General features: G+C 69.8%; 24 protein-coding genes. 15 read left to right on the forward strand and 9 right to left on the reverse strand.

Features of this window, described 5'->3' with window-relative positions:
* Positions 1-109 precede the first annotated feature (109 nt).
* The 9 genes from NE235_RS10435 to NE235_RS10475 all read left to right on the forward strand — a co-directional run bounded on the left by NE235_RS10435 (position 110) and on the right by NE235_RS10475 (position 11,098).
* The gene (locus tag NE235_RS10435; protein WP_252801217.1) at positions 110-640 is read left to right on the forward strand and encodes an aminoacyl-tRNA deacylase; all 531 of its coding nucleotides are present in this window, start codon (positions 110-112) and stop codon (positions 638-640) included.
* A gap of 35 nt (positions 641-675) precedes the next feature.
* On the forward strand, positions 676-1,152 hold the full coding sequence (locus NE235_RS10440; protein WP_252801219.1) for an NUDIX domain-containing protein: 477 nt from the start codon (positions 676-678) through the stop codon (positions 1,150-1,152).
* Positions 1,149-3,242, forward strand: coding sequence for a DUF6049 family protein (locus NE235_RS10445; protein WP_252801221.1), 2,094 nt, complete (start codon positions 1,149-1,151; stop codon positions 3,240-3,242). Before NE235_RS10440 ends, NE235_RS10445 begins: the two co-directional genes overlap by 4 nt.
* Positions 3,235-4,968, forward strand: a complete 1,734-nt coding sequence (gene murJ / locus NE235_RS10450; protein WP_252801223.1) for a murein biosynthesis integral membrane protein MurJ — start codon at positions 3,235-3,237, stop codon at positions 4,966-4,968. The genes NE235_RS10445 and murJ overlap by 8 nt, the downstream gene beginning before the upstream one ends.
* Positions 4,969-5,212: 244 nt before the next feature.
* Positions 5,213-6,754 carry a protein kinase family protein gene (locus tag NE235_RS10455; protein ID WP_252801224.1) on the forward strand — a complete coding sequence of 514 codons (1,542 nt, stop codon included), beginning with the start codon at positions 5,213-5,215 and terminating at the stop codon, positions 6,752-6,754.
* 297 nt (positions 6,755-7,051) lie between these two features.
* Positions 7,052-7,672, forward strand: coding sequence for an RNA polymerase sigma factor SigM (sigM, locus tag NE235_RS10460; RefSeq protein WP_252801227.1), 621 nt, complete (start codon positions 7,052-7,054; stop codon positions 7,670-7,672).
* Positions 7,669-8,430, forward strand: a complete 762-nt coding sequence (locus NE235_RS10465; protein WP_252801229.1) for a cupin domain-containing protein — start codon at positions 7,669-7,671, stop codon at positions 8,428-8,430. The genes sigM and NE235_RS10465 overlap by 4 nt, the downstream gene beginning before the upstream one ends.
* 228 nt (positions 8,431-8,658) lie before the next feature.
* Positions 8,659-9,642 (forward strand): thioredoxin-disulfide reductase, encoded by a 984-nt coding sequence (gene trxB, locus NE235_RS10470; RefSeq protein WP_252801230.1) that lies wholly within the window; start codon positions 8,659-8,661, stop codon positions 9,640-9,642.
* A gap of 721 nt (positions 9,643-10,363) precedes the next feature.
* The gene (locus NE235_RS10475; RefSeq protein WP_252801232.1) at positions 10,364-11,098 is read left to right on the forward strand and encodes a dienelactone hydrolase family protein; all 735 of its coding nucleotides are present in this window, start codon (positions 10,364-10,366) and stop codon (positions 11,096-11,098) included.
* 323 nt (positions 11,099-11,421) lie between these two features.
* On the opposite strand, the gene NE235_RS10480 is transcribed toward NE235_RS10475, so the two are convergent.
* The 4 genes from NE235_RS10480 to rsmG all read right to left on the reverse strand — a co-directional run bounded on the left by NE235_RS10480 (position 11,422) and on the right by rsmG (position 15,260).
* Positions 11,422-11,949 (reverse strand): GNAT family N-acetyltransferase, encoded by a 528-nt coding sequence (locus NE235_RS10480; RefSeq protein WP_252801235.1) that lies wholly within the window; start codon positions 11,947-11,949, stop codon positions 11,422-11,424.
* 235 nt (positions 11,950-12,184) lie between these two features.
* Positions 12,185-13,135, reverse strand: coding sequence for a ParB/RepB/Spo0J family partition protein (locus NE235_RS10485; RefSeq protein WP_252801237.1), 951 nt, complete (start codon positions 13,133-13,135; stop codon positions 12,185-12,187).
* Positions 13,136-13,220: 85 nt separating this feature from the next.
* Positions 13,221-14,075 (reverse strand): ParA family protein, encoded by an 855-nt coding sequence (locus tag NE235_RS10490; RefSeq protein WP_252801239.1) that lies wholly within the window; start codon positions 14,073-14,075, stop codon positions 13,221-13,223.
* Positions 14,076-14,561: 486 nt separating this feature from the next.
* Entirely contained in the window at positions 14,562-15,260 is a 699-nt protein-coding gene (gene rsmG, locus NE235_RS10495) for a 16S rRNA (guanine(527)-N(7))-methyltransferase RsmG (protein WP_252801241.1), read from the reverse strand.
* A 479-nt stretch (positions 15,261-15,739) separates the two neighbouring features.
* On the opposite strand from rsmG, the gene NE235_RS10500 reads away from it, so the two are divergent.
* Positions 15,740-16,069, forward strand: a complete 330-nt coding sequence (locus tag NE235_RS10500) for a DUF6458 family protein (RefSeq protein WP_252801243.1) — start codon at positions 15,740-15,742, stop codon at positions 16,067-16,069.
* Between the two features lie 117 nt (positions 16,070-16,186).
* Here NE235_RS10500 and NE235_RS10505 read toward each other — a convergent pair whose 3' ends face one another.
* The 5 genes from NE235_RS10505 to rpmH are packed head-to-tail and all read right to left on the reverse strand — an operon-like array spanning position 16,187 to position 18,599.
* A complete protein-coding gene (locus NE235_RS10505; RefSeq protein ID WP_252801245.1) occupies positions 16,187-16,696 on the reverse strand; it encodes a Jag family protein in 510 nt (169 codons plus the stop codon).
* A 43-nt stretch (positions 16,697-16,739) separates the two neighbouring features.
* Positions 16,740-17,786, reverse strand: coding sequence for a membrane protein insertase YidC (gene yidC / locus NE235_RS10510; protein ID WP_252801247.1), 1,047 nt, complete (start codon positions 17,784-17,786; stop codon positions 16,740-16,742).
* Positions 17,787-17,796: 10 nt separating this feature from the next.
* On the reverse strand, positions 17,797-18,093 hold the full coding sequence (yidD, locus tag NE235_RS10515) for a membrane protein insertion efficiency factor YidD (RefSeq protein WP_252801249.1): 297 nt from the start codon (positions 18,091-18,093) through the stop codon (positions 17,797-17,799).
* Positions 18,090-18,428, reverse strand: coding sequence for a ribonuclease P protein component (rnpA, locus tag NE235_RS10520; protein WP_252801252.1), 339 nt, complete (start codon positions 18,426-18,428; stop codon positions 18,090-18,092). The genes yidD and rnpA overlap by 4 nt, the downstream gene beginning before the upstream one ends.
* A gap of 33 nt (positions 18,429-18,461) precedes the next feature.
* A complete protein-coding gene (gene rpmH / locus NE235_RS10525; RefSeq protein WP_252801254.1) occupies positions 18,462-18,599 on the reverse strand; it encodes a 50S ribosomal protein L34 in 138 nt (45 codons plus the stop codon).
* A gap of 305 nt (positions 18,600-18,904) precedes the next feature.
* Between rpmH and dnaA the strand changes: the two genes are divergently transcribed.
* From dnaA to NE235_RS10550, 5 genes are all read left to right on the forward strand, one after another.
* Positions 18,905-20,911, forward strand: a complete 2,007-nt coding sequence (dnaA, locus tag NE235_RS10530; RefSeq protein ID WP_252801256.1) for a chromosomal replication initiator protein DnaA — start codon at positions 18,905-18,907, stop codon at positions 20,909-20,911.
* Between the two features lie 492 nt (positions 20,912-21,403).
* Positions 21,404-22,525, forward strand: a complete 1,122-nt coding sequence (gene dnaN, locus NE235_RS10535) for a DNA polymerase III subunit beta (protein WP_252801257.1) — start codon at positions 21,404-21,406, stop codon at positions 22,523-22,525.
* A 55-nt stretch (positions 22,526-22,580) separates the two neighbouring features.
* Positions 22,581-23,501: a phosphogluconate dehydrogenase (NAD(+)-dependent, decarboxylating) gene (gene gnd / locus NE235_RS10540; RefSeq protein WP_252801259.1), complete on the forward strand. Its 921-nt coding sequence runs from the start codon at positions 22,581-22,583 to the stop codon at positions 23,499-23,501.
* A 294-nt stretch (positions 23,502-23,795) separates the two neighbouring features.
* A complete protein-coding gene (gene recF, locus NE235_RS10545) occupies positions 23,796-24,920 on the forward strand; it encodes a DNA replication/repair protein RecF (protein ID WP_252801261.1) in 1,125 nt (374 codons plus the stop codon).
* A complete protein-coding gene (locus tag NE235_RS10550; RefSeq protein WP_252801263.1) occupies positions 24,910-25,425 on the forward strand; it encodes a DUF721 domain-containing protein in 516 nt (171 codons plus the stop codon). The genes recF and NE235_RS10550 overlap by 11 nt, the downstream gene beginning before the upstream one ends.
* The last annotated feature ends 272 nt before the right edge of the window (positions 25,426-25,697 follow it).

A 25,697-nucleotide genomic window follows, 5' to 3' on the forward strand; every position in this document is an offset into this window, starting at 1 on the left:
ATCGAGCCTAAGTCCTCGCAGGTGCCGGGCAAAACGCGAATCACCCCTCGGGTGATCCGCTAAGACCCCTGAATCGGGGTAAACCACCTGAACGGGCACGGGGACCACGATGAAGGACGCACTCTCCATCCATCGGCTCCTGCTGGAGCGCCAGACGGCACACGAGATCGTACGCCTGCCGAGACACATCAGCTGCGCGGACGATCTCCCAGAGGTGCTCGGCCTCCCCTCCTCCCGCTGCCTGTGCACGCGGATCTACCTCCCGTACGAGCCCGGCCGGCTCTACACCGAGCACCATCCCCTCATCGCGGTGATCGTTCCCGCGGGGAGCCGGCCCGCGCCGTCCGTCGTCGCCGACGTCGTCGGCGTTCCGGAGATCCGCCCGGCACCGGTCGATCTGGTGAACGCGGTCACCGACTACGCGGCGGACCTGGTGGCGCCCCTCCTGCTGCCCTCCGAGGTCACCATGCTGGTGGACCAGCGGACGACGTACACCGACGAGGTCGTCTACACCACCACGGGAGAGCCGTGGACCGCCCTCGGGATTCACACCGTCGACCTGGTCGCGCTCTGCGAGGCGAAACCCACACCGATCCCCTGCACGGGCGCGAACGACGCCCCGCGTCCCACCGATCATTGACCGAGGACGCACCTACGGCTACTACGATTGCGGCCGTGTCCCGCCCGCGCAGACCAACTCGTCGGACCGCCGGCCCCTCGGGCCGTCACCGCGAGGAGACGTCGGCGGGCGGACTGGTCGTCGACACGGCGGGCACCCCGCGAGCCGCGTTGATCGCCAGGTACGACCGAGACGGCAGGCTTCTGTGGTCGCTGCCGAAAGGGCATCTCGAGGCCGACGAGACGATCGAGGAGGCGGCCGTGCGCGAGGTCGAGGAGGAGACCGGCATCCGAGGCCGGATCCTCGCCCCACTCGGCAGCGTGGACTACTGGTTCTCCGCCCACCGGAGACGGGTGCACAAGACCGTGCACCATCATCTGCTGATCGCCGTCGGAGGGACCCTCTCGGACGGTGACGCGGAGGTCGCCGAGGTCGCCTGGGTCCCGCTCGACGAGGTCACCGACCGTCTCGCCTACGCCGACGAACGAGCCCTCGTCGTCAAGGTGCCCGAGCTGCTCGCGGGCACCGTATGAAGCGGCTGCTCGCCCTCGTCGTCCCGCTGGCGCTCACCGGAGGCCCGGCGTTCGCCGCGAGCCCCCCGCCCCACCCTGGCACCCACGCCGCGCACACCACCCGCGCCGCGACCTCCGAACGGGCGTCCCGCGAGAGACAGCCCGCGACCAAGTCGCCGGTCAACCTCGTCATCGACGGGATCACCCCGAGCTACCTGCGGCAGTCCTCCCAGACCCTGAAACTCTGGGGGCAGGTGCAGAACCAGTCCGACAACGCCTACCAGCGGCTCACCGTGCGCCTCGTCTACTCCGCGCAGCCCGAGCTGAGCCGCGGCGCGCTCCAGTTGTACGCCGACGGGAAGGGCCCCGACCCGTACACCGCCGGCGCCGTACAGTCGGTGCCGGCGGCCGCACAACCGGGCGGCAAGCAGCCGTGGTCCCTCAAGGTGCCCGTCAGCCGGATGCGCCTGCCCGGGTTCGGCGTCTACCCGCTCGCCGTCGAGGTGCTGAACTCCGTCAACCAGGTCGTCACCCGGCAGCGCACGTTCATCACCTACTTCCCGCGGACCACCTCGGCCCAGAAGACCCGTGTCTCGTGGGTCTGGCCCGTGGTCGACCAGCCGCACCGCGCCGACGACTCGACGTTCACGGACGACCGCCTGGAACGCGCGCTGGCCGCCGGAGGCCGGTTGAACGACCTCGTCGCGGCGGCCAATCGGTACAAGTGGGTCAGCTGGCTCGTCGACCCCGCGCTGGCTGACGACGCCGCGCAGATGGCCGGCAAGGACGGCTACACCGTCAAGGACGCCCGCAAGCCGAAGAGCGCCCCCGCGGAGACATGGCTCGCGTCCCTGCGAACCGCCCTCGCCGGCAAGACCGCCATCGCCACGCCGTACGCCGACCCGGACGTCGTCGCCCTGTCGCGCGCCGGCATGGGCCAGGACCTCAAGACCGCCGTGACCGCCGTGGGGTCCGCCCTCGGCCGGGCCAACCTGCCGCTGCAAAACACCTCGGTGGCGGTGCCGCCGGAGGGCCCCGTCGACCAGCGGACCCTGACCGACCTCGTCAAGGCGGGGGCCGGCACCATCCTGCTGAACAGCACCGTCCTGCCGAACCTGCAGGCCCAGAACCACACCCCCGACCCCGTCGCGCAGAAGCGGATCGACGGCAAGAACGTCAAGCTCGTCGCGTACGACGACACGATCAACAAGGTCCTCGCCGCGGAGACCGACGAGCCGGGCGGAGTCGCGCTCGCCGAGCAGCGGTTCCTCGCCGAGACCGCCATGATCACCAACGAGCAGCCGTACAACCCGCGCACCGTGGTCGTCGTGCCGCCGCGCCGCTGGAGCCCGGGCGCGACCTTCGCCAAGGACCTGCTCCAGCTCACCCAGCACGCGCCCTGGATGCGCCCCGTCCAGCTCCGCACCGCCCTCAAGCAGAAGCCGGAGCCGCGCACCTTCCTGCCGCAGAAGGGCCAGACCGGCCTGTCGAAGCGCTACCTGAAGCCGGTGCACGACCTCAGGCGGGAGGCCTGGCGGTTCGACATGATCTTCCAGCCACCGGCGAGCGGGTTCACCCTCGGCGCCCTGCGGCTCGAGTCGTCGGCCTGGGGCGACCAGACCCGGACGGGCCTGAGGCTGCGGCAGACGATGGAGAGCCGGCTCAGCACCGCCCAGAACAAGATCAAGGTGCTCAACGACCACTTCGACCTGGCGGGCAAGTCCGGGCAGGTGCCGATCACGGTCTCCAACGAGCTCGAGCAGGGCACCGTGAAGATCAGGCTGCGCGCCGTCTCACAGAACGACACCCGGCTCCATGTCGAGGGCCCCGGGTCGAAGCAGAGCGAGATCACCCTCGAGGCCGGCCACAAGGAGACGGTCAACCTCTACATGAAGGCGGCGGCCAACGGCCCCGCTCAGGTCTACCTCCAGTTGCTCGGCCCGGACGACCAGCCGTTCACGACGACCAGGGTGCTCCAGGTCCGCGCGACCGCGTACGGGCGAACCGCGCTGCTCATCACGGGCATCTCACTTGCCGTACTCTTCGTCGGCGTCGGATATCGCGTGATACGGCGCCGAGGCGACGAAGCGGAGGGCACGACCGGTGACTGAGGCACAACCAGGCCCCGAGGCCGCGGTGACCCGGGTCGATCTCCCGGCGATCTCCCCCGAGGAGCCCGCCGAGGAGCCCGGCCGCCGCGGCGGCGTCAGCGGACTGCTCAAGTCCAGCGCCGTCATGGCCCTGGGCACGATCGCGTCCCGCCTCACCGGCTTCGTCCGCACGGCCGTGCTCGTCATGGCGCTGGGCACCCTCGCGCTCGGTGACGTCTACAACACGGCGAACACCTTCCCCAACGTCATCTACGACCTGCTCCTCGGCGGCGTGCTCACCGCCGTGCACGTCCCGATGCTGGTGCGCGCCCTGGAGAAGGACCGCAAGTACGGTGAGGAGTACGAAGCGCGCCTGCTGACGCTCGTCCTCGGCGCGCTCCTGGCGCTGACGGCGATCGCGATGGTGTGCGCGCCGCTCCTCGTCGACCTGTACGCCGGCTCGTACGACAAGCAGAAGCACGACCTGGCGGTCATCTTCGCGCTGTTCTTCCTGCCGCAGATCTTCTTCTACGGCGTCGGGGCGCTGGCCGGCGCGTCGCTGAACGCCCGCGGCAGCTTCGCCGCGCCCATGTGGACGCCGGTGCTCAACAACATCGTCGTGATCGTCGTCGGCATCGCGTTCCTCTTCGTGGCCGGCCAGGACGTCGGCCCGGGGAACATCAGCCACACCGAGATCGTGCTCCTGGCGGGCGGCACCACTCTCGGCATCGTGATCCAGACGATCGCCATGTGGCCGTCCCTCCGCAAGGTCGGCTTCCGGTACCGCCCGCGGTTCGACTTCCGCCGCGAGGAGCTGGCACCGGTCGGCGGCATGGCACTGTGGACGCTGCTGTACGTCGCGATCCAGCAGATCGGCTTCGTCGTCAACACCAACATCGCCAACGGCGCCGGTGACAAGGGCGCCCGCGAGGGCATCTCGTACGGCGTCGGGCTCACGCCGTGGAGCAACGCGTACCTGCTGTTCCAGCTCCCGTACGCGATCGTCGGCGTCTCGGTGGTCACGGCGCTGCTGCCGCAGATGAGCCGGCATGCCTCCGAGCGGCGCTTCGACCTGGTCCGGGAGGACATGTCGTCGGCGCTGAACCTGTCCTCGGTGGTCATCGTGCCGGCCGCCGCGCTGCTGTTCGCGCTGGCGCCGGAGATGACCACGGTGTTCTTCGCGCACGGCCACACGAAGGTCTCCGACGCGCTGATGATCGCGAACGTGCTGCAGGCGTTCACGTTCGCGCTGGTGCCCTTCGCGATCTACCAGCTGCTGCTGCGGGTCTTCTACGCGCTCGCCGACACCCGTACGCCGGCGTTCATGGCCGTCTTCAACGTCGCGATCAGCATCACGCTCGGGGTGATCGGCTACAAGACGCTGCCCACGGACCAGATCGTGGAGGGCATCTCGATCGCCCTGGGCGTGTCCTGGACGTTCGGCTGTGTCGTCGCCGCCCTCATCTTGCGCCGCCGGCTGAACGGACTCGGCGCCCGGCACATCGTCACGTCGCACGTGAAGATCGCGGTCGCGACGGTTCCGGCGCTGGGGTTCGCGCTCGCCGTTCATCTGCTCGGTTACAAGCTGTTCTACTACCACCTCATCTCGTCGCTGGGCGTTCTGGTGGTCGGCGGTGGCGGGGCCATGGTGCTGTACTTCCTGGTCGCGCGCCTTCTGCGCATTCCGGAGTTGCAATCGCTGCAGCGAACCGTGATGGCCAGATTGCCCGGTCGTGGGGCGAGTTAGGAGGCACTGCCCGTAAGGTGGGAGAGCGCGACTCGCGCCGGGTAGTAATCCAGCGACGCTCCTCGAGCGTCCTACGATCGGGCGGGATTGTGATGAAGTCTTCCTCCGTCCATAAGGGAACGAGGGAGGGTCGAAGGCGTAAGGGAGCCACGGCACTGATGATGGGATGCGACCACCTACGCCGGACGCCGCGTTGAGCACGTCCGTCATCGAACCTGGAACCCGCCTGGCCGGTCGATACCGCTTGGACGACCGCGTCAGCGAAGCGGGCGGCTCCACATTCTGGAAGGCGACGGACGAGATCCTCGCCCGCTCGGTGGCGGTGCTCACCTTCGCCCCGGGTTTCCCCCGGGTGAACGACGTCGTGACCGCGGCCCGCGCCGCGAGCCGCCTCACCGACCCGCGGCTCACCCAGGTCTTCGACGCCGACGACAGCGGCGAGCGCGCGTACGTCGTCAGCGAGTGGGTCACCGGTGAGACCCTCGAGGACCTCCTCGCCCAGGGCCCCATGGAGGCCGACCGGGCCGCCGCGTTCCTGCTCGAGGCCGCCGAGGCGCTGACCTCCGCGCACGCCGCCGGCCTCGCCCACCTCTGCCTCACCCCGCACAACCTCGTCTGGACCAGCGGCGGCACGGTGAAGATCACCGGCCTGGGAGTCGAGGCCGTCCTGTCCGGGGCGGAGTCCGACACTCCCGCGCTGGACGACGTCCAGGGCCTCGGCGCCATGCTGTACGCCGCGCTCACCGGCCACTGGCCGGGGGGAGAGGGCACCGTCCTGCCGCCCGCGCCGAGCGGGGCCGACGGGCTGCCGCTCCTGCCGAGCCAGGTCCGCGCGGGCATCCCGCATAACCTCGACGCGATCACCGGCCGGGCGCTGGGCCTCGCCGTCCGGGGCGCCCCCGAGCGGTTCGACTCCCCCGGAGCCTTCGCCGACGCCCTCGCCAAGGTCCCCCGGTCGCCACTGCCCTTCGTGCCCCTCGTCGGCTCGACGCCCCCGGCGGTCATGCCGCGGCCCGACAGCAACCCGGACGGCACGGCGAAGATGTCCCCCGCGGCGTCCCAGCCGATCCCTCCCGTGCAGACGGTGCCCGACAGCGCCCGGATGCGCCCTCCGCAGCCGCCCCAGCCGCCGCAGCACTCCAGAGCGGAGATGCGCTCCTCGGGCGGCTCACGCGGCGGAGGCGGCCAGGGGTCCTCCAACAAGGCCCTCCTGGCCGTCGTGGTCGTCGTCGTGCTCGTCGTGGTCGCCGTGGGCGGCTGGGCCGTGTCCCAGATGGGCGGCGACGACGACAACAAGAACGCCAAGGGCGGGACGCAGTCCAGCGCCGCCGCGTCTCCGACGCCCAAGGTCGGCGAGCTCAAGGTGGACCGTGTCCTCTTGGACAATGACCCGCCGCACGTGGACACGACCGCGCCGAGAGATCTCGACAAGGCCACCGACTCCAGCAAGTCGAGCTACTGGACGACCCAGCACTACTACGGCGCCGACTTCGGCGGGCAGCGCAAGGGCATCGGCCTCGTCCTCGACATGGGCAGGACCGTGACCGTCGACAAAGTCGCCGTGAGCATGCCGGACGGGACGCCCGGCCGGGTCGAGCTCCGGGTCGGAGACTCCCGGAAGTCCTCCGCGTCCCAGACTCAGGACACCGGTGACGCGGTCGGCAACTTCGACTTGACGGGGAAGCATGTCAAGGGCCAATACGTCACCCTTTGGTTCAGCAAGCTGCCATCCATCGGCGTTTTCCAGGTCAAGGTGAAAGACGTCACCGTGTATGGAACGGCCTGATCAGGCTGGTCCGGCTCGGTGCCGAGCGCGCTTCCGGAAGGACGTGACCGTCACCGCATATCCCCGGTGAAAGCACCGCCGAATGGAGCGGACGGGGATGATTCCCTCAGAGGGGACGCGACGGTACCGAGACGGCTACCATCGTGAACGTGTCGAGGCCCCCCGCACCGGGAGAACACCTGTGCGCCGGCCACGGTGGCAGCACCGGAAGGGGGACTCGGGGGGACACGCTGGACGAAGGCGATACATCATCGGCGGGGTCGCCGGTTACGGAGCGGGCTGACGAAAATGGCGGTCATGCGCGGGGGACAATCAGTCGAGACCGTCCCGGACAAAGAGCTGCTGTCACGGCACGCGAATGGCGATCCGTACGCGTTCTCCGAGCTCGTACAGCGGCACCGCGACCGCATGTGGGCGGTGGCGCTCCGCACGCTCGGCGACCATGAGGAGGCCGCCGACGCCCTCCAGGACGCCTTCCTGTCCGCGTACCGCGCGGCCGGCCGGTTCCGCGGCGACGCCGCCGTCACCACCTGGCTGCACCGGATCGTCGTCAACGCCTGCCTCGACCGGATCCGGCGACGCACCATCCGGCCCGTCGTGCCGATGGGCGATGACGCCACACTCGACTCCGTCGCGCCGAAGAACCCTGATCCCACCTCCGCACACGAACTGTCCCTCGACGTGAGCGAGGCGCTGCAGCGCATACCCTTCGAACAGCGGGCGGCGCTCGTCCTGGTCGACATGATGGGGTACGCCGTCGACGAGGCCGCCAGGGTCCTGGAGGTCCCGCCGGGCACCATCAAGAGCCGGTGCGCACGCGGCCGGGCCCGCCTCGCACCGCTTCTCGGGCACCTGAGGAACCAGGGACGCGGCTCGGGCGTCGAATCTGCGGAGGAAGGAGGTGGCACATCCGCGTGACTGCCGCACACCTTGACTACGATGCGCTGGCCGACCTCGCCGAGGGGATTCTCGACGAAGCCACGGCCACATCCGCAGAACAACACCTGACCGAGTGCGCCCAATGTCGTGATCGGGCCACAGAGGTCGCGGAGGTGTCCCGCGTGCTCGCGGAGGCACCCACTCCGCCGATGCCCGCTCACCTCGTCGAGCGACTCGACGCGGTGATCGCGGCCGAAGCGGCGTCCCACGTGCCGATGCACCGGCACGCCCGCCGGTTTCAAGTCCTCGCCGCGGCGGCGGCCGCGGTGGTGGTCGTCGGCGGCGGGGGCGTCATCGCCCGCACCGTCCTGGAGAACGGCGATTCCAACAGCGCGACGGTCTCCCAGCGACCAGTGGAGGATCCCTCCCGCCCGCGGGCGGGAGGCACCCGGGCGCAGCCACGGCCGGAACGCTCCGTTCCGTTCACCGCCGTACGGAGCGGGACGCGCTACACCTCGGCGGACCTGGAGTCGCAGGTCACCTCGGCACTGTCCACGTCGACCGCCGCCAACCGCGCCCTGAACGCGGTGGCACCCGGATCGCTGGCGGACTGTGTCGGCCGGGTGAGCGGCGGCAAGGCGCCACTGCTCGTCGACTCGGCCACCTACGACGGCCGTCCGGCGACGGTGATCGCACTGCCGGGTGCCGACACCGGGCACGCCGACGTCTGGATCGTCGGAGCGAAGTGCTCCGCCGATGACCCGGACCTGATCGCCCACCGGCAGATCACCCGCTGATCGCCCGGCGTCGTACGGCCGTGCCGCCTGCCCAAGGCGGTACGGCCGTACGACGATCGGTCCCGCCGCACCGCCGTCCCGGACGGCCTGTCCCGCCGCGATGCCGCGTGCGTGCGCGACCGGGAATGCCCGCGCCCTAGGATCGGTTTAGGGCACTGCGAGCGGAGCCGACCGGGCCACCCCGGCCGGGGCACGGTTCCGCGGACGCGATCAGAGAGAGGCACTGTGGTGAGCGACGTCCGGAACGTGATCATCATCGGTTCGGGGCCGGCGGGATACTCCGCAGCGATCTACGCGGCCCGGGGAGACCTGAAGCCGCTGGTCTTCGAAGGCTCCGTGACCGCCGGTGGCGCTCTGATGAACACCACCGACGTGGAGAACTTCCCGGGCTTCCCCGACGGCATCATCGGTCCCGACCTCATGGACAACCTGCGCAAGCAGGCCGAACGCTTCGGCGCCGAACTGGTCGCCGACGACGTCACCGAGGTCGACCTGAACGCCTCGCCGAAGGTCGTCAAGGTCGGCGACGACGTCTACCACGCCAAGGCGGTGGTGATCGCCACCGGCTCGAAGTACCGCGAACTCGGGCTGCCGAAGGAGAAGCAGCTCTCCGGCCGCGGCGTCTCCTGGTGCGCCACCTGTGACGGCTTCTTCTTCCGCGACAAGGACATCGCGGTCGTCGGCGGCGGCGACTCCGCCATGGAAGAGGCGATCTTCCTGACCCGGTTCGCCCGCTCGGTCACCATCATCCACCGGCGCGACACGCTCCGCGCCAGCCGGATCATGCAGGACCGCGCGTTCGCCAACGAGAAGATCAAGTTCGCGTGGAACAGCGAGGTCGCCGACATTCTCGGCGAGGAGAAGCTGACCGGCGTCCGGCTGCGCGACGTGACGACGGGTGAGGAGAGCACCCTCGAGCTGTCGGGCCTGTTCATCGCGATCGGCCACGAGCCGCGCACCGAGCTGTTCGCCGACCAGCTGGAACTGGACGAGGAGGGGTACCTCCGCGTCGCGGCGCCGACGACCCACACCAACATCCCTGGCGTCTTCGGCGCCGGGGACGTCGTCGACCACCGCTACCGCCAAGCGATCACCGCGGCCGGCACCGGCGCCGCGGCGGCGCTCGACGCGGAGCACTGGCTGCAAGAGGAGGGGCTCGCGGAGCTGACCCCGCAGCAGTTCTCCTCCTCCGTGCCGCTCCTCGGCGCCTGATCTCATCAGATCTACCGGCCTCCTGCGGCCCGGTCGGCGGTGGCCCCGTGTTCTCACAGGGGGCCACCGCCATTTCATGCCCCTGGCCTGCGAAAACTCGCCACAGCCCCGCTGGCGGGCGAACGTCGCCGCCCTAGTGTGATGGGCTCAATCCGGGGGTCTGGGCGCCCCATGGCCCTCTCAGACCCCAGAAGGCTCCTCGGGCGCTCGAGGCCCCCTTCGATCGTCCCTCAGAGCAGTCGAAAGCAGGGGTGATCCGGAAATGCGCGGTGTGTCGCCTTGCGCCATGACCTTCCGTGCCCTCGCCAGTCGGCCCAGCGCCAGATCACCGTCGCCGGCTGGATCGTGGTCGCGGTCCTCGTCACGTACCTCATCGGCGTGGAGCCATGGCTGGGGCGCGCCACCTACCGTCCAGCCGAGGTCTCCGCACCCGTCTGTACACCGGAAGCGCTCCCAGCCCTGACGACCGAGCTCGTCAAGCGTGGCCAGGTCCAGAGAGACCACGCCGGGGTGCGCCGCTCTATCCGGTGGGCTACGCTGTCCGGCGATGATCACCGGGACGGCATTGCGCCACACACGGATTGGTGACCCGGTGCCCTCCTGAGCGCCGTACGGGCCGGTGCGCGCCCGCCATTCAATCGAGGAACTTGCGCTGCCGCACGGGCTCCGCCTCCGTCGTGTTGATCACACGCTCGACACATCAACCACGACAGGAGAAGTCATGCCCATCAAGACTCTGCAGATCCCCACCACCGACGGCCAGGCCGACGCCTTCGCCGCTCTCCCCGACGGTGGCGGCCCGCACCCAGGGGTGCTGATGTACGCGGACGGCTTCGGCATCCGGCCCGTACTGCGGGAGATGGCCCGCGAACTGGCCGGGCACGGGTACTACGTGCTCGTCCCCAACTTCTTCTACCGCGAGGGCCCGGCACCGGTGGTCGAGCTTCCCGAGTACATCGGAGAAGAGGCCCGGCCCGTGGTCCTCGCCCAAGTGATGCCCTTGATCGAGGCGCACACCACCGAACGCGTCCTGAGCGACGCCGACGCCTACCTCGGATTCCTCACCACCCAGCCCGAGGTCAGCGCCGGGCCGGTCGCGGTGACCGGTTACTGCATAGGCGCCCTCCTGGCGGTGCGCACGGCCGCAGCCCATCCCGGCGAGGTGGCCGCGGTCGCGGGATTCCACGGTCCCGTGGGGGCCGTCGGACCCGACGGTCTCTCCACGCTCACCGCTCAGATCCACTTCGGCCACGCCGAAACCGACATCACCCCTGAGGCCCTCGGCGAGCTCAACCAGGCCCTGGATGCCGCGGGCGTCGACTACACCTCCGAGATCTACCCCGGCACCGTTCACGGCTTCACCATGTCCGATACCGACGCCTTCAACCCTTCCGGGTTGCAACGCCACTGGGATCGCCTGCTTCCCCTCCTCGAACGCACCCTGATCGGAGGCTGAGGCACGAACGCGGGGCCGCAGCGAACTCGCATGCGCGGTACGCCACACTCTCCCCCGACCGAACATCCGGTGACCTTGCGACAGCGCCGATCGAACTGGGCGCGCGGCGGCATCGAAGGCCCGTGGCCAACGCCGCCGGCAATGACGCGCCGAGGGTTTCGGTTGTGTCGACCACCGAACCCCTCGGCGCTCCGCTGCGGCCTCCTGGTCCGAGAGGATCGATCAGCCATGCCGGCAGCGTCCCGCGCCCTCGTCGCCGCTGCGGTTCTGGCGCGTGCGTGGCCCGGCTGACGGAGCTGACCGGTGGCGGGCGTGAGGCGCCCTCAGACGGGGCGGAGGGCACCTTCCGGGGACATGGAGCCGAGGAGCCGTTCCAGAGCGACCTCGACGTCCTCGCGCCACGAAATGGCGGACTTGAGCTCGAGGCGCAGGCGCGGGTATCGGTGATGCGGCCGTACGGTCTTGAAACCGACCGCCAGCATGTACTCGGCCGGCAGGACGCAGCCGGGCTTCTCCCACTTGAGGTCACCGAACGCCTCGATCGCCCGGATGCCCCGTCGGGTCAGATCCTTGGCGACCCCCTGGACGAGCATCCGCCCGAGCCCGCCGCCTTGGAACTCCGGCAGGATGTGGGCGGTCATGAGGAGAGCGGCGTCGGCGCTGGCGGGGCTCGTCGGGAAGGCGACGGAGCGCGGAACGTACAGCGGCGGCGCGAACAGGACGTAGCCCGCAGGAACGCCATCGACGTAGACGATCTTGCCGCAGCTTCCCCACTCGAGAAGCGTGGCGGAGATCCACGCCTCCTTCTCCAGCTCCGTGTTCCCGCAGTCCTCGGCCCGCTGTTTACTCACCGGATCGAGCTCCCAGAACACGCAACTGCGACACCGTGACGGCAGATCATCAAGATTGTCGAGCGTGATGTTCACCAAACGACGCGACACCGGCCAGGCCCCCTTCTTGGGCGGAGCGCTTTCATTCCCCGAGACCTATTCCCGCTCAGCGGGAGCTTAGAGCTTTGGTTCGATCGACCTCTCCCCGAGCGGGTGGCCGGCGGTGTTTCACGTGAAACCATCCGCCCGAGGGGCGCTAGGCGCGTGGACGGCTGTCCGGCGTCATCGCGTCGACGATCCGTTCGAGGTCCTCGAGGGTGGCGAACTCGACCACGATCTTGCCCTTGCGCTGGCCGAGGTCGACGCGCACCTTCGTCTCGTAGAGCTCCGAGAGCTCGGAGGCGAGCTCTCGGATGCGGGGATTATCGGGTCGGTTCGGCGCCTTCCGTCGAGCCGCCTGCTTCGTCTCGCCACCCTCGCCCAGGGTGATCAGCTCTTCGACGGCCCGGACCGAAAGGCCCTCCTCGACGATCCGCTTCGCGAGGTACTCCTGCTGCTCGGCACTCTCCAGGCCGAGGAGCGCCCGAGCATGCCCGGCGCTGAGAACTCCGGCGGCGACGCGCCGCTGGACGACGGGCGGCAGATTCAGCAGCCGCAGAGTGTTGGTGATGTGCGGCCGGGAACGCCCGATCCGGGCGGCCAACTCTTCGTGCGTCGCACCGAAGTCGTCGAGCAGCTGCCGGTACGCGGCGGCCTCCTCCAGCGCGTTGAGCTGCTGCCGGTGGAGGTTCTCCATGAGGGCGTCACGGAGCATGTCGTCGTCACCGGTATCCCGGACGATCGCCGGGATCTTCTCCAGCTCCGCCAGCTTGGACGCGCGCAACCGCCGCTCACCCATGATGAGCTCGTAGCGATTCGGGCCGAGCTCGCGGACGACGACCGGCTGGAGGAGGCCGACGATTTTGATCGAGGCGGCGAGCTCCTCCAGCGCGACCTCGTCGAAGGTGCTCCGCGGCTGCCGGGGGTTCGGGGTGATCTCCTCGATCGGCAGCTCGGCGAAGTGCGCGCCCGCCACCGGTTGTGGCTGGGGCGTTCCGTCGAGCGGGCCTGAGTCGGCGACTCCGGTCGGCGGTGACGCCGGCTGCGCGGGTGCCGTCGGGATCAACGAGCCCAGGCCCTTACCCAGACCTCGGCGTGGCTGGCTCACTTCATACCTTCCCTAGCGCTGCGTCCCTGTGAAGCGTCATCCGTCGCGGCCGAGGCACTGACGCGCCTCGGTGCCCTGCTGCTCGTCATGCGCCGGTCTCCGCACCCCGGTAGGCCATCTCACGGGCTGCCTCCGTGTAGGCCAGCGCACCGCTGGAACTCGGGTCGTACGTCAGGACCGACTCACCGTAGCTCGGCGCTTCGGAGACCCGGACGCTCCGCGGGATGACCGTGCTGAGCACCAGGTCGCCGAAGTGGCTCCGCACCTCGTCGGCCACCTGCGCGGCCAGGCGGGTCCGCGCGTCGTACATGGTCAGGAGGATCGTCGACACGGCGAGGTTCGGGTTCAGGTGCTGCCGGACGAGGTCGACCGTGTGCAGGAGCTGCGTGAGCCCCTCCAGGGCGTAGTACTCCGTCTGGATGGGGATGAGCAGCTCTTCGGCTCCCGTCAGGGCGTTGACGGTGAGCAATCCCAACGACGGCGGGCAGTCGATCAGCACGTAGTCGAACTTGCCGGTGTCGTACGCCTCCAGCGCCCGGCGGAGGCGGGACTCTCGCGCCACCATCGGAACGAGGTCGACCTCCGCACCCGCCAGGTGCAGCGTGGCCGGCGCGCAGTAGAGGTTCGACAGCCCTTCGGCCGGGACGACGATGTCCTCGAACGGGCCGCCCTCAAGGATGACGTGGTACACGGATGGGATGTCGGCATGGTGCTCGACGCCCAAGGCGGTCGACGCGTTCCCCTGAGGGTCGAGGTCGATCACGAGAACCCGTGAACCGTGCATCGCCAGAGCGGCCGCCAGGTTCACCGTGCTGGTCGTCTTACCGACGCCGCCCTTCTGGTTGGCGATCGTGATGATGCGGCACTTGGGCGGCCTCGGCCACTCTTTCTCATCCCGCTTCGCGACCGCCTTGAACGCGGCCGCCGTCGCCCGCACCATCGGTTGCGCTGTTTCACGTGAAACATCGGCCGACTTGAGTGCCTCACTTACCAACTTCGACTCCCCATGGACCGGGACACGTTGCGACGTCTCATTGACAGGATCAACAGCGGGCGAGCTCTCCGCGGCGGCGGCCACGACGACCGGCTCTTCCGGCTCAGCGGTGGTGGCCCCCTCCGGAAGTGAGGCAGGACCACCCGAAGACTCAGCGACCGGCGCCCTCTCCACCACGGCCGGAGACTCTGCCACCGCCGGAGACGCCGCCGCTACTGGAGACTCCGGCTCTGTGGACGTCTTCGGCTCAGGAGACACCGCCGCGGGAGTGGTCGTCACAGGAGGAATAGTCGACTGCCTGGTGTCCGCCGCCACCGCCGCGGATGGAGGTGCGGCCGCCGACGCACCCGGCCAGCCGAGTCCGGAGGACTGCCGTGCGGACGCTCCCGTACGGTCCGGCCAGCCCAAGCCCTCTGCTGTCGTCAAGGCTCGTCACCTCTTCCGTTCGCCGCGCCGGCGCCCGCCGCGACGAGAACTCGTCCGTCTCCCCGAAGGTCGCGGAGCCTTGCCGGCGACGACACGGACGACCGTCGCCGGGGGCTCGACTTTACCGTGACCCACCTGAAGGACTTCCGTGTCGCGAACGCCGAATTCACTCAGGATCGCGCTCGCCTGTTCGAGTTCGGCCGCCGCGCGCTCGCCCTTCAGCGCCAGGAGCTCACCGCCCGGCCGCAGCAGGGGGAGCGCCCAGCCCGCCAGCCGCTCCAGCGGCGCGACCGCCCGCGCCGTGACGACGTCGGCGGCGAACTCGCCGGCGACCTCCTCTGCCCGCGCCCGGCGGACCTCCACGTTCGACAGCCCGAGGAGGTCGACGCATTCCTGCAGGAACACGGTCCGGCGGAGGAGCGGCTCGAGGAGTGTCACCGACAGATCCGGGCGCGCGATGGCGAGCACGAGTCCGGGCAACCCGGCGCCCGAGCCGATGTCGATGACGGTCGCATCGGCCGGGATCACCTCCGCCATCACGGCGCAGTTGAGCAGGTGCCGCTCCCACAGGCGATCGACCTCACGCGGGCCGATGAGTCCGCGTTCGACTCCGGGACCGGCGAGGAACTCGGCGTATCTCTCGGCGGAAGGCAGCGCGTCGGCGAAGATCTCGCGGGCGATCGACGGCGCAGGAAGTAGTGGCATGGCTCAGCGGCTCAGAAACGTCGTATGGGTCCCCACAGTTTTGGAATGCTTCCACATCGCATGGCCTCGCGGGAACGCCGACCCGCGCGACCCGGCCCGTCCACCGCGATGGCCGTCGCCCGGGAGGTGCCCGGAGGCCATGGGCCGGTGGCGGAGGAGGACAGGATCCGTGGGTGCCGTGTGCACTGACGCGTGAAACAAGAGGAAATGGCGGGATCGGTGCAGCCGTGACGGCGACTCCCGAAGTGCCGGCAAGAATCCCGCCGGCCGGTCCGGGCATCGGCGACGGTTCCGTGGCGGCGCGGACGGCATTGACGCGCCAGAGGGGCCGTCACCCATCGCCTGGTCGTCGTCGGAGGGGCCGGTCCTTCCTCCATCGGCTCTCCCGCCCCGCAAGGAAAACACGGCCCTGTGCATATCTCGCGTGGACCGGGTACGTCTCCCGCTGGCCGATCCATCCCCGGAAGGAGCCGTCTCAGATGGGCATCGGAACGGGCCTGGCGTTCATCGCGATCGGAGCGATCCTCGCCTTCGCCTTCAATTTCCACGTCAGCGGGATCGACATCCAGATGATCGGATGGATCCTGATGTTCGTCGGCGCCGCGTGGCTGGCCATCACGTTCGCCTACACGCGCCCGCGCCGCCGCCGGCAGGTGGCGCAGATCGTCGAGGACGATCCGCTGTACGTCACCCGGGAGGAGAGCCCCACGGTCATCGTCCAGGAGCCTGCCAACCGCGCGGAGTCGCCGGTCCGCCCCCGCCCCATTTCGGGGAGCCGCCGCGACGTTACGAGGTACGAGCCGGAATAAGCCGACACGACCCGCCGTGGGCTGACCGGCCACACCAGTCAGAACAGACGAAGGCCCCGCCACTCCATCGTGAGTGGCGGGGCCTTCTAGCTGATGCTGATGGGCGCGGCCGGTCGGCTACTCGGCGTAGACGACGACGTACCGGTTGGGCTCCTCGCCCTCCGACTCGCTGCGCAGCCCCATGGCGGCGATCGCGTCGTGGACGACCTTGCGCTCGAACGGCGTCATCGGCGACAGGGCCTTCGGCTCGCCGGTGCGCTTGACCTCTTCCCCGACCTCGGTGCCGAGCTTGGACAGCTCCGACCGACGGCGCTCCCGGAAGCCGCCGACGTCGAGCATGAGCCGGCTGCGCTCCCCGGTCTGGCGGTGCACCGCGAGACGGGTCAGCTCCTGGAGGGCCTCCAGCACCTCGCCCTTACGGCCGACGAGCTCGTCCAGCGTGGCGCCGACGACGGACACCAGCGCCCGCTCGCCTTCGACGTCCATGTCGATGTCGCCGTCGAGGTCGGCGATGTCCAGCAGGCCCTCGATGTAGTCCGCCGCGATCTCGCCTTCCTGCTCGAGCGCCTTGATGTCGACCTTCACGGCCTCCGCGGTCTCCGCGGTCTCGGCTTCGGCTTGGCTCACTCCGGGCTCCTCTTGCGTGCTGCGGCTGGACTGAGAAGTCACGCTATCGCTTCCTCTTGCTCCGCGACTGGCGTGTCGGCTGGTGCCGTACGGCCTTCGGCGTGTCGTCGTCCACCTCGTCCACCGGCGCTTCCGCCTCGGGCTCCTTCTTCTTCGCCTTACCCACGAGGGCGCTGCCCGTCGCGGGCTTCGCGGCACCGTTCCGCACCGCGGTGCGGGTGGTCTTCGTACCGGCCTTCGCCGCGCCGGCCTTGGCGCCGGCGGCCGGCTTGGCTCCCGGCTTGGCGGTGGCGGCGGCGCCGTTGCCCTCTTCGCCGGGCTTCGGCATCGGGTACTTCTTGTAGACGTAGTGGGACTGGGCCAGGGTCCAGGAGTTGGTGGTGACCCAGTAGATCAGCACGCCCAGCGGCAGCGTGAGGCCGAAGAGGCCGAACAGCGGCGAGAGGTACACGAGGTACTTCTGCGACTGCATCATCGGGTTGTCGGCCGTCATGCTCTGCATCGACCGGCCGACGCTCGACTTCATCGTGAAGAACGTCGTCGTGGAGCTGATCACGACGGCGAGACCGGTGACGATCATCGCGCCGACGTGCCCGTCGGAGAAGGCGTCCTTGAACGTCGAGGGGATGTGCGCGCCGAAGATGTGGGCGTGCTGAGCGCTGTAGATCAGCTTGGCCGAGATGCCGTACTTGGACTCGCCCGGCTTCGCCGTGGAGATGGCGCGCAGCACGTTGTACAGCGAGATGAAAATGGGGAACTGCACCAGCAGCGGAAGGCACCCGGACAGCGGGTTGGCGCCCGCCTCCTGGTAGAGCTTCATCATCTCCTGGTTGAGGCGCTGCTTGTCCTTCTTGTACTTCTTGCGCAGCGCCTGCACCTGCGGCTGCAGGTCCTGCATCTTGCGGGACGCGTGGATCTGCTTCACGAACAGCGGGAAGATGATGACCCGCATGAGGACGGTCAGCAGGAAGATCGACAGGCCCCACGCCCATCCGCTGTCCGCCGGGAAGATCAGGCTCAGGCCGGCGTGGATCTGTACGATCACCCACGCGACGGCCTTGAACAGCGGATCGAGGAAGCTGAGACTCACCGGCTGGCTCCTATGTGCTCTCCGAAACAGTGCCGCTCTGACGCGGCGTGAGGTCTTGTGGTGCTCGGTCCTTCTGCGGCGGGACGGGGTCGTATCCGCCGGCGTGGAAGGGGTGGCAGCGGGCGATGCGACGCACCGCGAGCCAGCCACCGCGGAGGGCGCCGTGGGTGCGAAGCGCCTCCAGGGCATAGGCGCTGCAGGTCGGCTGGTAGCGGCAGACCGGGCCGAGGAGCGGACTGATGAACCGACGATAGAAGACGATGGGCACCATCAGGGCCCGGGCCGCGAGCGTCGGCTTGTCCGTCATGTCCGCCTCTTGACCTGTCGCCGCAGGAGCCGGTCGAGTGCCGCGTCGAGATCCGCGGCGAGTTCCTCGTGGCGTGCGGTCGCCGCCTTGGCGTTGGCCCGCACGACAAGCAGGCTACCCGGTGCGAGGCGATGCAGGTGTTCTCGCGCGATATGCCGGAGCCTGCGACGGACCTTGTTCCGTACGACGGCGGCACCGACCTGGCGGCCGACGGTGAAGCCGACCCGGGCGGGTTCGTCGACGTCATCCCGGAACTGCAGGTGAAGAACGAGATTAGGCCGTCCGGCACGATCGCCGCGCCGAACGGCCGAGGTGAACTCTTCTCGCCGCCGCATCCGGTGTCCGGACGGCAGCACAGCCGCCGCTGCTCAGACCGCGACGCTGGCGCGGCCCTTGCGGCGGCGCGACGACAGGATCGCCCGCCCCGCGCGGGTGCGCATACGAAGCCGGAAGCCGTGCTTCTTGTGCCGGCGGCGGTTGTTCGGCTGGTACGTACGCTTGCTCACTCGAGACTCCAGTGGGGTGCTGCGGTCAACGTGCACATGTCGCATCGGGCGCCGTGACCCCGGTGAGGGGAATCGGCGACCTGCGGGCGCGCAGCACCGCCGTCGATGCGACTCGACCGTCGTACGTTACGGTCTGCGCCGCCCTCCGGTCAAACCGAACACACATATCCCCAATAACGCCGGGGCTTGTGCACAAGTTGTGGACAACCCTGTGGATGACGCGTGAGAGAGTGTTCGTCTGACGCTTCGCGGGAGGACAACGCCCACTGCCGGGCGCCGGCCGCTTCGAGGGAGGGAACCAGGATATGGACGGGCTGGATCTTGCGCTCGTGTGGACGAGAGCCCTGGAGGCCCTGCCCACCGATCTGCCCCCACAGCATCGCGCCTGGCTCTCCATGACCCGGCCGCTGGCCCTGGTGGAGGACACGGCGCTGCTCGCGACGCCGAACGAGTTCGCCAAGGAGGTCCTGGAGAACCGCCTGCATCCGTTCATCACGGAGGTGCTGTCGGCGCAGCTCGGCCGGGACATCCGCGTGGTGGTCACGGTGCAGCCGGACCCGGCGCCGTCCGCCGAGCGCCAGGTCCCCGCCGAGCCGGAGACCGATCACGAGCAGCCGGCCCACGGTCCCGGCGGCTACCGCCTCGAGGGCCCGCGGTTCTCCACAGGGCCGCAGCGCGGACCGGCCGGCGACCCCGGGCCCTACGGTGAACCGGGCCCCGCCTCGTACGGCGACCCCGGCGCCACCTCGTACGGCGACTCCGCCCCCGCCTCCTACACCGACGCCGCCTCGTACGGTGACGGGCAGGCCCCCGCCGGCCCGAACACCGGCGGATACGGCGACCCGGGCGGTGCCGGGCCGGGTGCCGGCGGCTACGCGGAGCGGGGAGCCGGCCCGTACGGCGGCGGTGACCAGTACGGCGGCGAGCGGTACGGCTCCGACCGGTACCGCGCGGATCAGCAGTACGGCGGCGGCCCGTACCGCGGCGACGCCTACCGCGACCAGTACGGCCCGCCGGCCGGCCCCGGAGGCCCCGGAGTATCAGGCGGCCACGGAGGGCCCGGGATTCCGGGCGGCCACGGAGGCCCCGGAGGGCAGGGCGGGCCGGGCGGCTCGTATCCACAGGACCCGCAGCGCCGGCCCGACCAGCAGGGCATGCCGAACGTCCCGGGCGGCCGGCGCGATCCCTTCGTGCCGACGCCCGGGGCGGTGCCCGGCGGCGGGTGGCAGTCCCGGCCCTCGTCGGACCCGGCGGAGAAGACGAGCGAGCCGGCGCGGCTGAACCCGAAGTACACCTTCGACACGTTCGTGATCGGCTCGTCCAACCGGTTCGCGCACGCGGCGGCGGTGGCGGTCGCGGAGGCGCCGGCCAAGGCGTACAACCCGCTGTTCATCTACGGCGACTCCGGCCTGGGCAAGACCCACATGCTGCACGCGATCGGCCACTACGCCCAGAGCCTGTTCAACGGGGCCCGGGTGCGGTACGTCAGCTCGGAGGAGTTCACCAACGACTTCATCAACGCGATCCGGGACGGCAAGGCGGACAACTTCCGCCGCCGCTACCGGGACGTCGACATCCTCCTCGTCGATGACATCCAGTTCCTGGAGAACAAGGAGCAGACGCAGGAGGAGTTCTTCCACACCTTCAACACCCTCCACAACGCGAACAAGCAGATCGTGATCTCCAGCGACCGCGCGCCGAAGCAGCTGGTGACGCTGGAGGACCGGCTGCGCAACAGGTTCGAGTGGGGTCTGATCACCGACGTCCAGCCGCCCGAGCTGGAGACGCGGATCGCGATCCTGCGCAAGAAGGCGGTGCAGGAGGGCCTGGTCGCGCCGCCGGAGGTGCTGGAGTACATCGCCTCGAAGATCTCCACGAACATCCGGGAGCTGGAGGGTGCGCTGATCCGCGTGACGGCGTTCGCCAGCCTGAACCGCCAGTCGGTGGACCTGCAGCTCGCCGAGATCGTGTTGAAGGATCTCATCCCCAACGACAGCGGCCCGGAGATCACCGCGGCGACGATCATGGCGCAGACGGCGACGTACTTCGGGATCGACATGGAGCAGCTGTGCGGGCCGTCGCGCTCGCGGGTGCTGGTGACGGCCCGGCAGATCGCGATGTACCTGTGCCGGGAGCTGACGGACCTGTCGCTGCCGAAGATCGGGCAGCAGTTCGGTGGCCGCGACCACACGACGGTCATGCACGCGGAGAAGAAGATCCGCAAGCTGATGGCGGAGAAGCGGCCGATCTACAACCAGGTCACCGAGCTGACGAACCGCATCAAGCAGCAGGCGCGCAACGGCGGTGCGTGAGTTGTCCCCAGCGATCCATGGGCAGTTGGGGGATATGTCCCGGGGATCCACGGCTCTCCGGCCGGGTTGTCCCCAGCCGTCCACAGACGTCCACAGACGATGCACAGCGGTTATCCCGAGATCGTGGATTACACAGGGTGGGGATAAACCTGTGGATGGATCTCGGTGGACAACCCTGTGGAACAGAGGGGAGAAACGGTGGATGACGTGGGGACGACCGGTGGACGAGGTGGGGATGGATTCTCGTCATCCCCAGCCGTCCACTGGATCCACAGGGGTGATGCACACCCCCGGTGGATACGGAAACGCCGCCTGACCTGCGGATACTAGGCTTCTCCACAGTATCCACGGCCCCTATGACGATGACTCTCCTTGTATCTACAAAGAAAGAAAGTCAAAACGTAGAGGGGCATGCGGGCCCACCGGCCCGCCCCGTACGGTTTCTTCAGTTCCACCACACAAGGTGATCAAAACCTCAGGAGACGGTCCAAAGTGAAGTTCCGCATCGAGAGAGACGTTCTCGCCGACGCCGTTGCCTGGACCGCGCGCTCGTTGCCGGTCCGGCCGCCCGTGCCGGTCCTGGCCGGGATGCTCATCGAGGCCGGCGACCAACTGAAACTGTCCTCGTTCGACTACGAGGTCTCGGCCCAGATGACGATGGACATCGACGCCGACGAGCCGGGCACCGCGCTGGTGTCGGGCCGGCTGCTCGCCGAGATCTGCCGCAGCCTGCCCGCCGCCCCCGTCGAGATCACCACCGACGGCGCCAAGGTCACGCTGAAGTGCGGGTCGGCGAAGTTCACACTCCTCACCATGCCTGTGGAGGACTACCCGAGCCTCCCGGACATGCCGCCGGCCGCGGGCACCATCGGCAGCGACGCGTTCGCCGCCGCGGTCTCCCAGGTCGCGATCGCCGCGGGCCGCGACGACACCCTCCCGATGCTCACCGGTGTGCGGGTGGAGATCGAGGGCGAGACCGTCACGCTGGCCTCCACCGACCGCTACCGTCTCGCGGTCCGTACGCTCCGCTGGAAGCCGGAGCGGCCCGACATCTCCGCGGTCGCTCTCGTGCCCGCCAAGACGCTCTCCGACACCGCCAAGTCCCTCACCTCGGGCGCGGAGGTCTCGATCGCCCTGGCGACCGGTGGCACCGGCGAGGGCATGATCGGCTTCGAGGGCGGCGGCCGCCGTACGACGACCCGCCTGCTGGACGCGGAGTTCGTGAAGTACCAGTCGCTGTGGCCGAAGGAGACCTCGGCCGTGGCGGAGATCCAGACGGGGCCGTTCGCCGAGGCCGTGAAGCGCGTGGGCCTGGTCGCGGAGAAGAACACCCCGGTCCGCCTGTCGTTCCGGCAGGACGAGGTCGTCCTGGAGGCGGGCAGCGGCGACGACGCACAGGCTGTGGAAGTTCTCGGCGCGTCACTGGACGGCCAGGACATCGACATCGCGTTCAACCCGAACTTCCTGCTCGACGGGCTCAGCGCGATCGGGTCGGACGTCGCCCGGCTCGCCATGACGACCTCGACGAAGCCCGCGGTCATCACCGGAAAGCCCGCCGACGAGGGCGACCCGGACTACCGGTACCTGATCATGCCCATCCGGCTGTCAAGCTGAATTCGCGGGGTAACTAGGCTCAGACGGACACAGAGCGCCATCTGAGGAGATGTTCATGGAACTCGGGATGATCGGGCTCGGCCGCATGGGCGGCAACATGGCCAAGCGGATCAAGCAGGCCGGGCACACGGTCGTCGGATATGACCGTGACCCGGCGGTCAGCGATGTCGGCTCCCTGGAGGAGCTGGTCCAGCGGCTGAACGCGCCCCGCGCGGTATGGGTCATGGTGCCCGCCGGCGACCCGACCCGGGAGACGATCGACCGGCTGGGGGAGCTCCTCGACGCGGGTGACGTCGTCGTCGACGGCGGCAACTCGCACTACCAGGACGACCAGAAGCACGCCGAGCTGCTGGCCGAGCGCGGCATCGGGTTCGTCGACGCCGGCGTCAGCGGCGGCGTCTGGGGCCTGCAGAACGGCTACGCGCTGATGGTCGGCGGCGGCGACGAGCACGTCAAGCAGCTCATGCCGATCTTCGAGGCGCTCAAGCCGGAGGGCGAGTACGGCTTCGTGCACGCCGGCGCGGTCGGGGCCGGGCACTTCGCCAAGATGGTCCACAACGGCATCGAGTACGGCATGATGCAGGCCTTCGCGGAGGGCTGGGAGCTGCTCGAGGCCAGCGGCGTCGTCAACAACGTCCCGGAGACCTTCCGCAGCTGGCGTGAGGGCACGGTCATCCGGTCCTGGCTGCTCGACCTGGCCGACCGGGCGCTGAAGGAGGACCCGGAGCTGGCCCAGCTGAAGGGTTATGCACAGGACTCCGGCGAGGGCCGGTGGACCGTGCAGGCGGCCGTGGACCTCGCGGTGCCGCTGCCGGTCATCACGGCATCGCTGTTCGCGCGGTTCGCCTCGCGGCAGGACGACTCGCCGGCGATGAAGATGATCGCCGCCCTGCGCAACCAGTTCGGCGGCCACGCGGTGGAGACGCTCAAGGGCGCCGACTCCCCCGGCGCGGACGTCACCCCGCCGCAGTCCTGACCCGCCGCAGTCCTGCCCGCCACGGCTCCGAACCCCTGCGGACCCGGGCACCGGCGCCGGCCCGGATCCGCGTCCCGGCGCGGTCCGGGGCCGGGCGTCCCCGGACTCGGTCATCCACAGGGCTGTGGAAAATCCCGGCCGTTCTGGGGACGACCGAGCCGGGTCCCTGGTAGCGCCGGAGCCCCCCGCCGCGGGACGACCGCGGCGTCTACGGCCGCACCCGCACCCGTGCCCGGGGGGGCCGGTGTGCGGCCGGGCAGCGGGCAGGCGTCCACAGGGCCTACCCTCGTCTGGGTGTACGTCGCCCATCTCGCGCTGCAGGACTTCCGGTCGTACGAGTCCGCGGAGATCGCCCTCGACCCGGGGATCAGCGCCTTCCTCGGCCCGAACGGCCAGGGCAAGACGAACCTCGTCGAGGCCGTCGGGTACGTCGCGCTGCACGGCAGCCATCGGGTGTCCACCGACGCGCCGCTGGTCAGGCACGGCGCGCCGCGGGCGATCGTACGAGCCGGGGTCGTCCGGGACGAGCGCAAGGCGCTGATCGAGCTGGAGATCAACCCGGGCCGCGCCAACCGCGCCCGGCTGAACCGGTCGCCCGTGCCGCGCCCGCGCGAGGTGCTGGGGATGCTGCGGACCGTGCTGTTCGCGCCGGAGGACCTGGTTCTGGTCAAGGGCGACCCCGGGGAGCGCCGGCGGTTCCTCGACGAGCTGCTGACCGTACGCGCGCCGCGGTTCGCGGGGGTGCGCTCGGACTACGACCGTGTCCTCAAGCAGCGCAACGCCCTGTTGAAATCCGCCGCCCAGCACCGGCGGGCGCCCGGCCCGGAGGTGCTGAGCACCCTCGACGTGTGGGACACCCACCTGGCCCGTACGGGCGCGGAGCTCCTCGGCGCCCGGCTGGAGCTGGTCGCCGCGCTCGGCCCGCTGGTGGCCAAGGCGTACGCCGCGCTCGCCCCCGGCCGCGCGGCCGACCTGGAGTACCGCGCGTCCGTTTCCCTCCCCGAGTTGTCCACAGACCGTGCACAGCTGGCCGAGGCCCTGTTGGCGGGCATGGCCGAGGCGCGCAAGAACGAGCTCGAGCGGGGCGTGAGCCTCGTCGGGCCGCACCGCGACGAGCTGTTGCTGAAGCTCGGGGACCTGCCGGCGCGCGGTTACGCCAGCCACGGTGAGTCCTGGTCGTTCGCGCTCGCGCTGCGCCTGGCGTCGTACGAGCTGCTGCGCGCGGACGGCGACGACCCGGTGCTGATCCTGGACGACGTGTTCGCCGAGCTCGACACCGGGCGCCGCAACCGCCTCGCCGAGCTCGTGGCACCGGCCGAGCAGGTGCTGATCACCGCGGCGGTGCCCGAGGACGTACCCGAACAGCTGAGCGGCGCGACGTACGAGGTCGCGTCCGGGGAGGTCACCCGTGTCCGATGACCAGCGGGATCCACAGCCTGTGGAAAAGCCGAAGTCGGGGATCGAGCTGGCGCGGGAGGCCCTCGCGCAGGCGAAGGCCGACGCGAAGGCCCGCGGCGCCCAGCCCGGCAGGACCCGTAAGAAGCGGTCCCCGCGCGGAGGCGGCGACTCGCGGCGCGGCGGCGACCCGACGGCGTTCGGCCCGGCGATCCGCGAGCTCCTCGCCGCCCGCGGCTGGCAGGAGCGCGTCGCGGTCGGCGGCGTGTTCGGGCGCTGGCCGCAGATCGTGGGGCCGGAGCTGGCCGAGCACACCGAGCCGCAGACGTTCGAGGACGGCATCCTGGTCGTGGCCGCGGACTCGAACGCCTGGGCCGCGCAGCTGCGCCTGCTGTCCGGCCCGCTGGTGAAGCGGCTGAACGAAGAGCTCGGGCACGGCACCGTGCAGCGGGTGAAGGTCATCGGCCCGTCCTCGGGGCCGCGCGGCACCGGCCGGCTGCGGGTGACCGGCGGCCGCCGCCGTACCTAGTGAATGTCCACAGGTGTGAAAGCGGGCTTGCGGAATCGGGGGTCGATTCGATTTCGTCGTCTGTAGGCCTCCTGACCCCCCAGGACCCGTAGGGGGACCCCCGGGCGGCTCTGTTCGTCGCTTGTGCGCGCTGAGAACGCGCTACATGGCCCAAGAACAGGTCCCGGGCGGATAGAATGGAGGCCGGATACAGGACACGATCGCCGTTGCGGGCCGCCCGTGGATCGGGCGCCCTGCTTGTGTATACGGGGAGCTGCGCGGCGCGTGTCCTC

It is taken from the genome of Actinoallomurus spadix (assembly GCF_024055725.1).
Classification (GTDB): Bacteria; Actinomycetota; Actinomycetes; order Streptosporangiales; family Streptosporangiaceae; genus Actinoallomurus; species Actinoallomurus spadix.

Coding starts and splice junctions, on each gene's coding strand:
- NE235_RS10475 (WP_252801232.1), top strand. CDS start 10,364: ATGCCCATCAAGACTCTGCAGATCCCCACCACCGACGGCCAGGCCGAC.
- dnaA (WP_252801256.1), top strand. CDS start 18,905: ATGGACGGGCTGGATCTTGCGCTCGTGTGGACGAGAGCCCTGGAGGCC.
- sigM (WP_252801227.1), top strand. CDS start 7,052: ATGCGCGGGGGACAATCAGTCGAGACCGTCCCGGACAAAGAGCTGCTG.
- NE235_RS10435 (WP_252801217.1), top strand. CDS start 110: ATGAAGGACGCACTCTCCATCCATCGGCTCCTGCTGGAGCGCCAGACG.
- gnd (WP_252801259.1), top strand. CDS start 22,581: ATGGAACTCGGGATGATCGGGCTCGGCCGCATGGGCGGCAACATGGCC.
- NE235_RS10490 (WP_252801239.1), bottom strand. CDS start 14,075: ATGGTGCGGGCGACGGCGGCCGCGTTCAAGGCGGTCGCGAAGCGGGAT.
- yidD (WP_252801249.1), bottom strand. CDS start 18,093: ATGACGGACAAGCCGACGCTCGCGGCCCGGGCCCTGATGGTGCCCATC.
- NE235_RS10500 (WP_252801243.1), top strand. CDS start 15,740: ATGGGCATCGGAACGGGCCTGGCGTTCATCGCGATCGGAGCGATCCTC.
- rsmG (WP_252801241.1), bottom strand. CDS start 15,260: ATGCCACTACTTCCTGCGCCGTCGATCGCCCGCGAGATCTTCGCCGAC.
- rnpA (WP_252801252.1), bottom strand. CDS start 18,428: ATGCGGCGGCGAGAAGAGTTCACCTCGGCCGTTCGGCGCGGCGATCGT.
- NE235_RS10445 (WP_252801221.1), top strand. CDS start 1,149: ATGAAGCGGCTGCTCGCCCTCGTCGTCCCGCTGGCGCTCACCGGAGGC.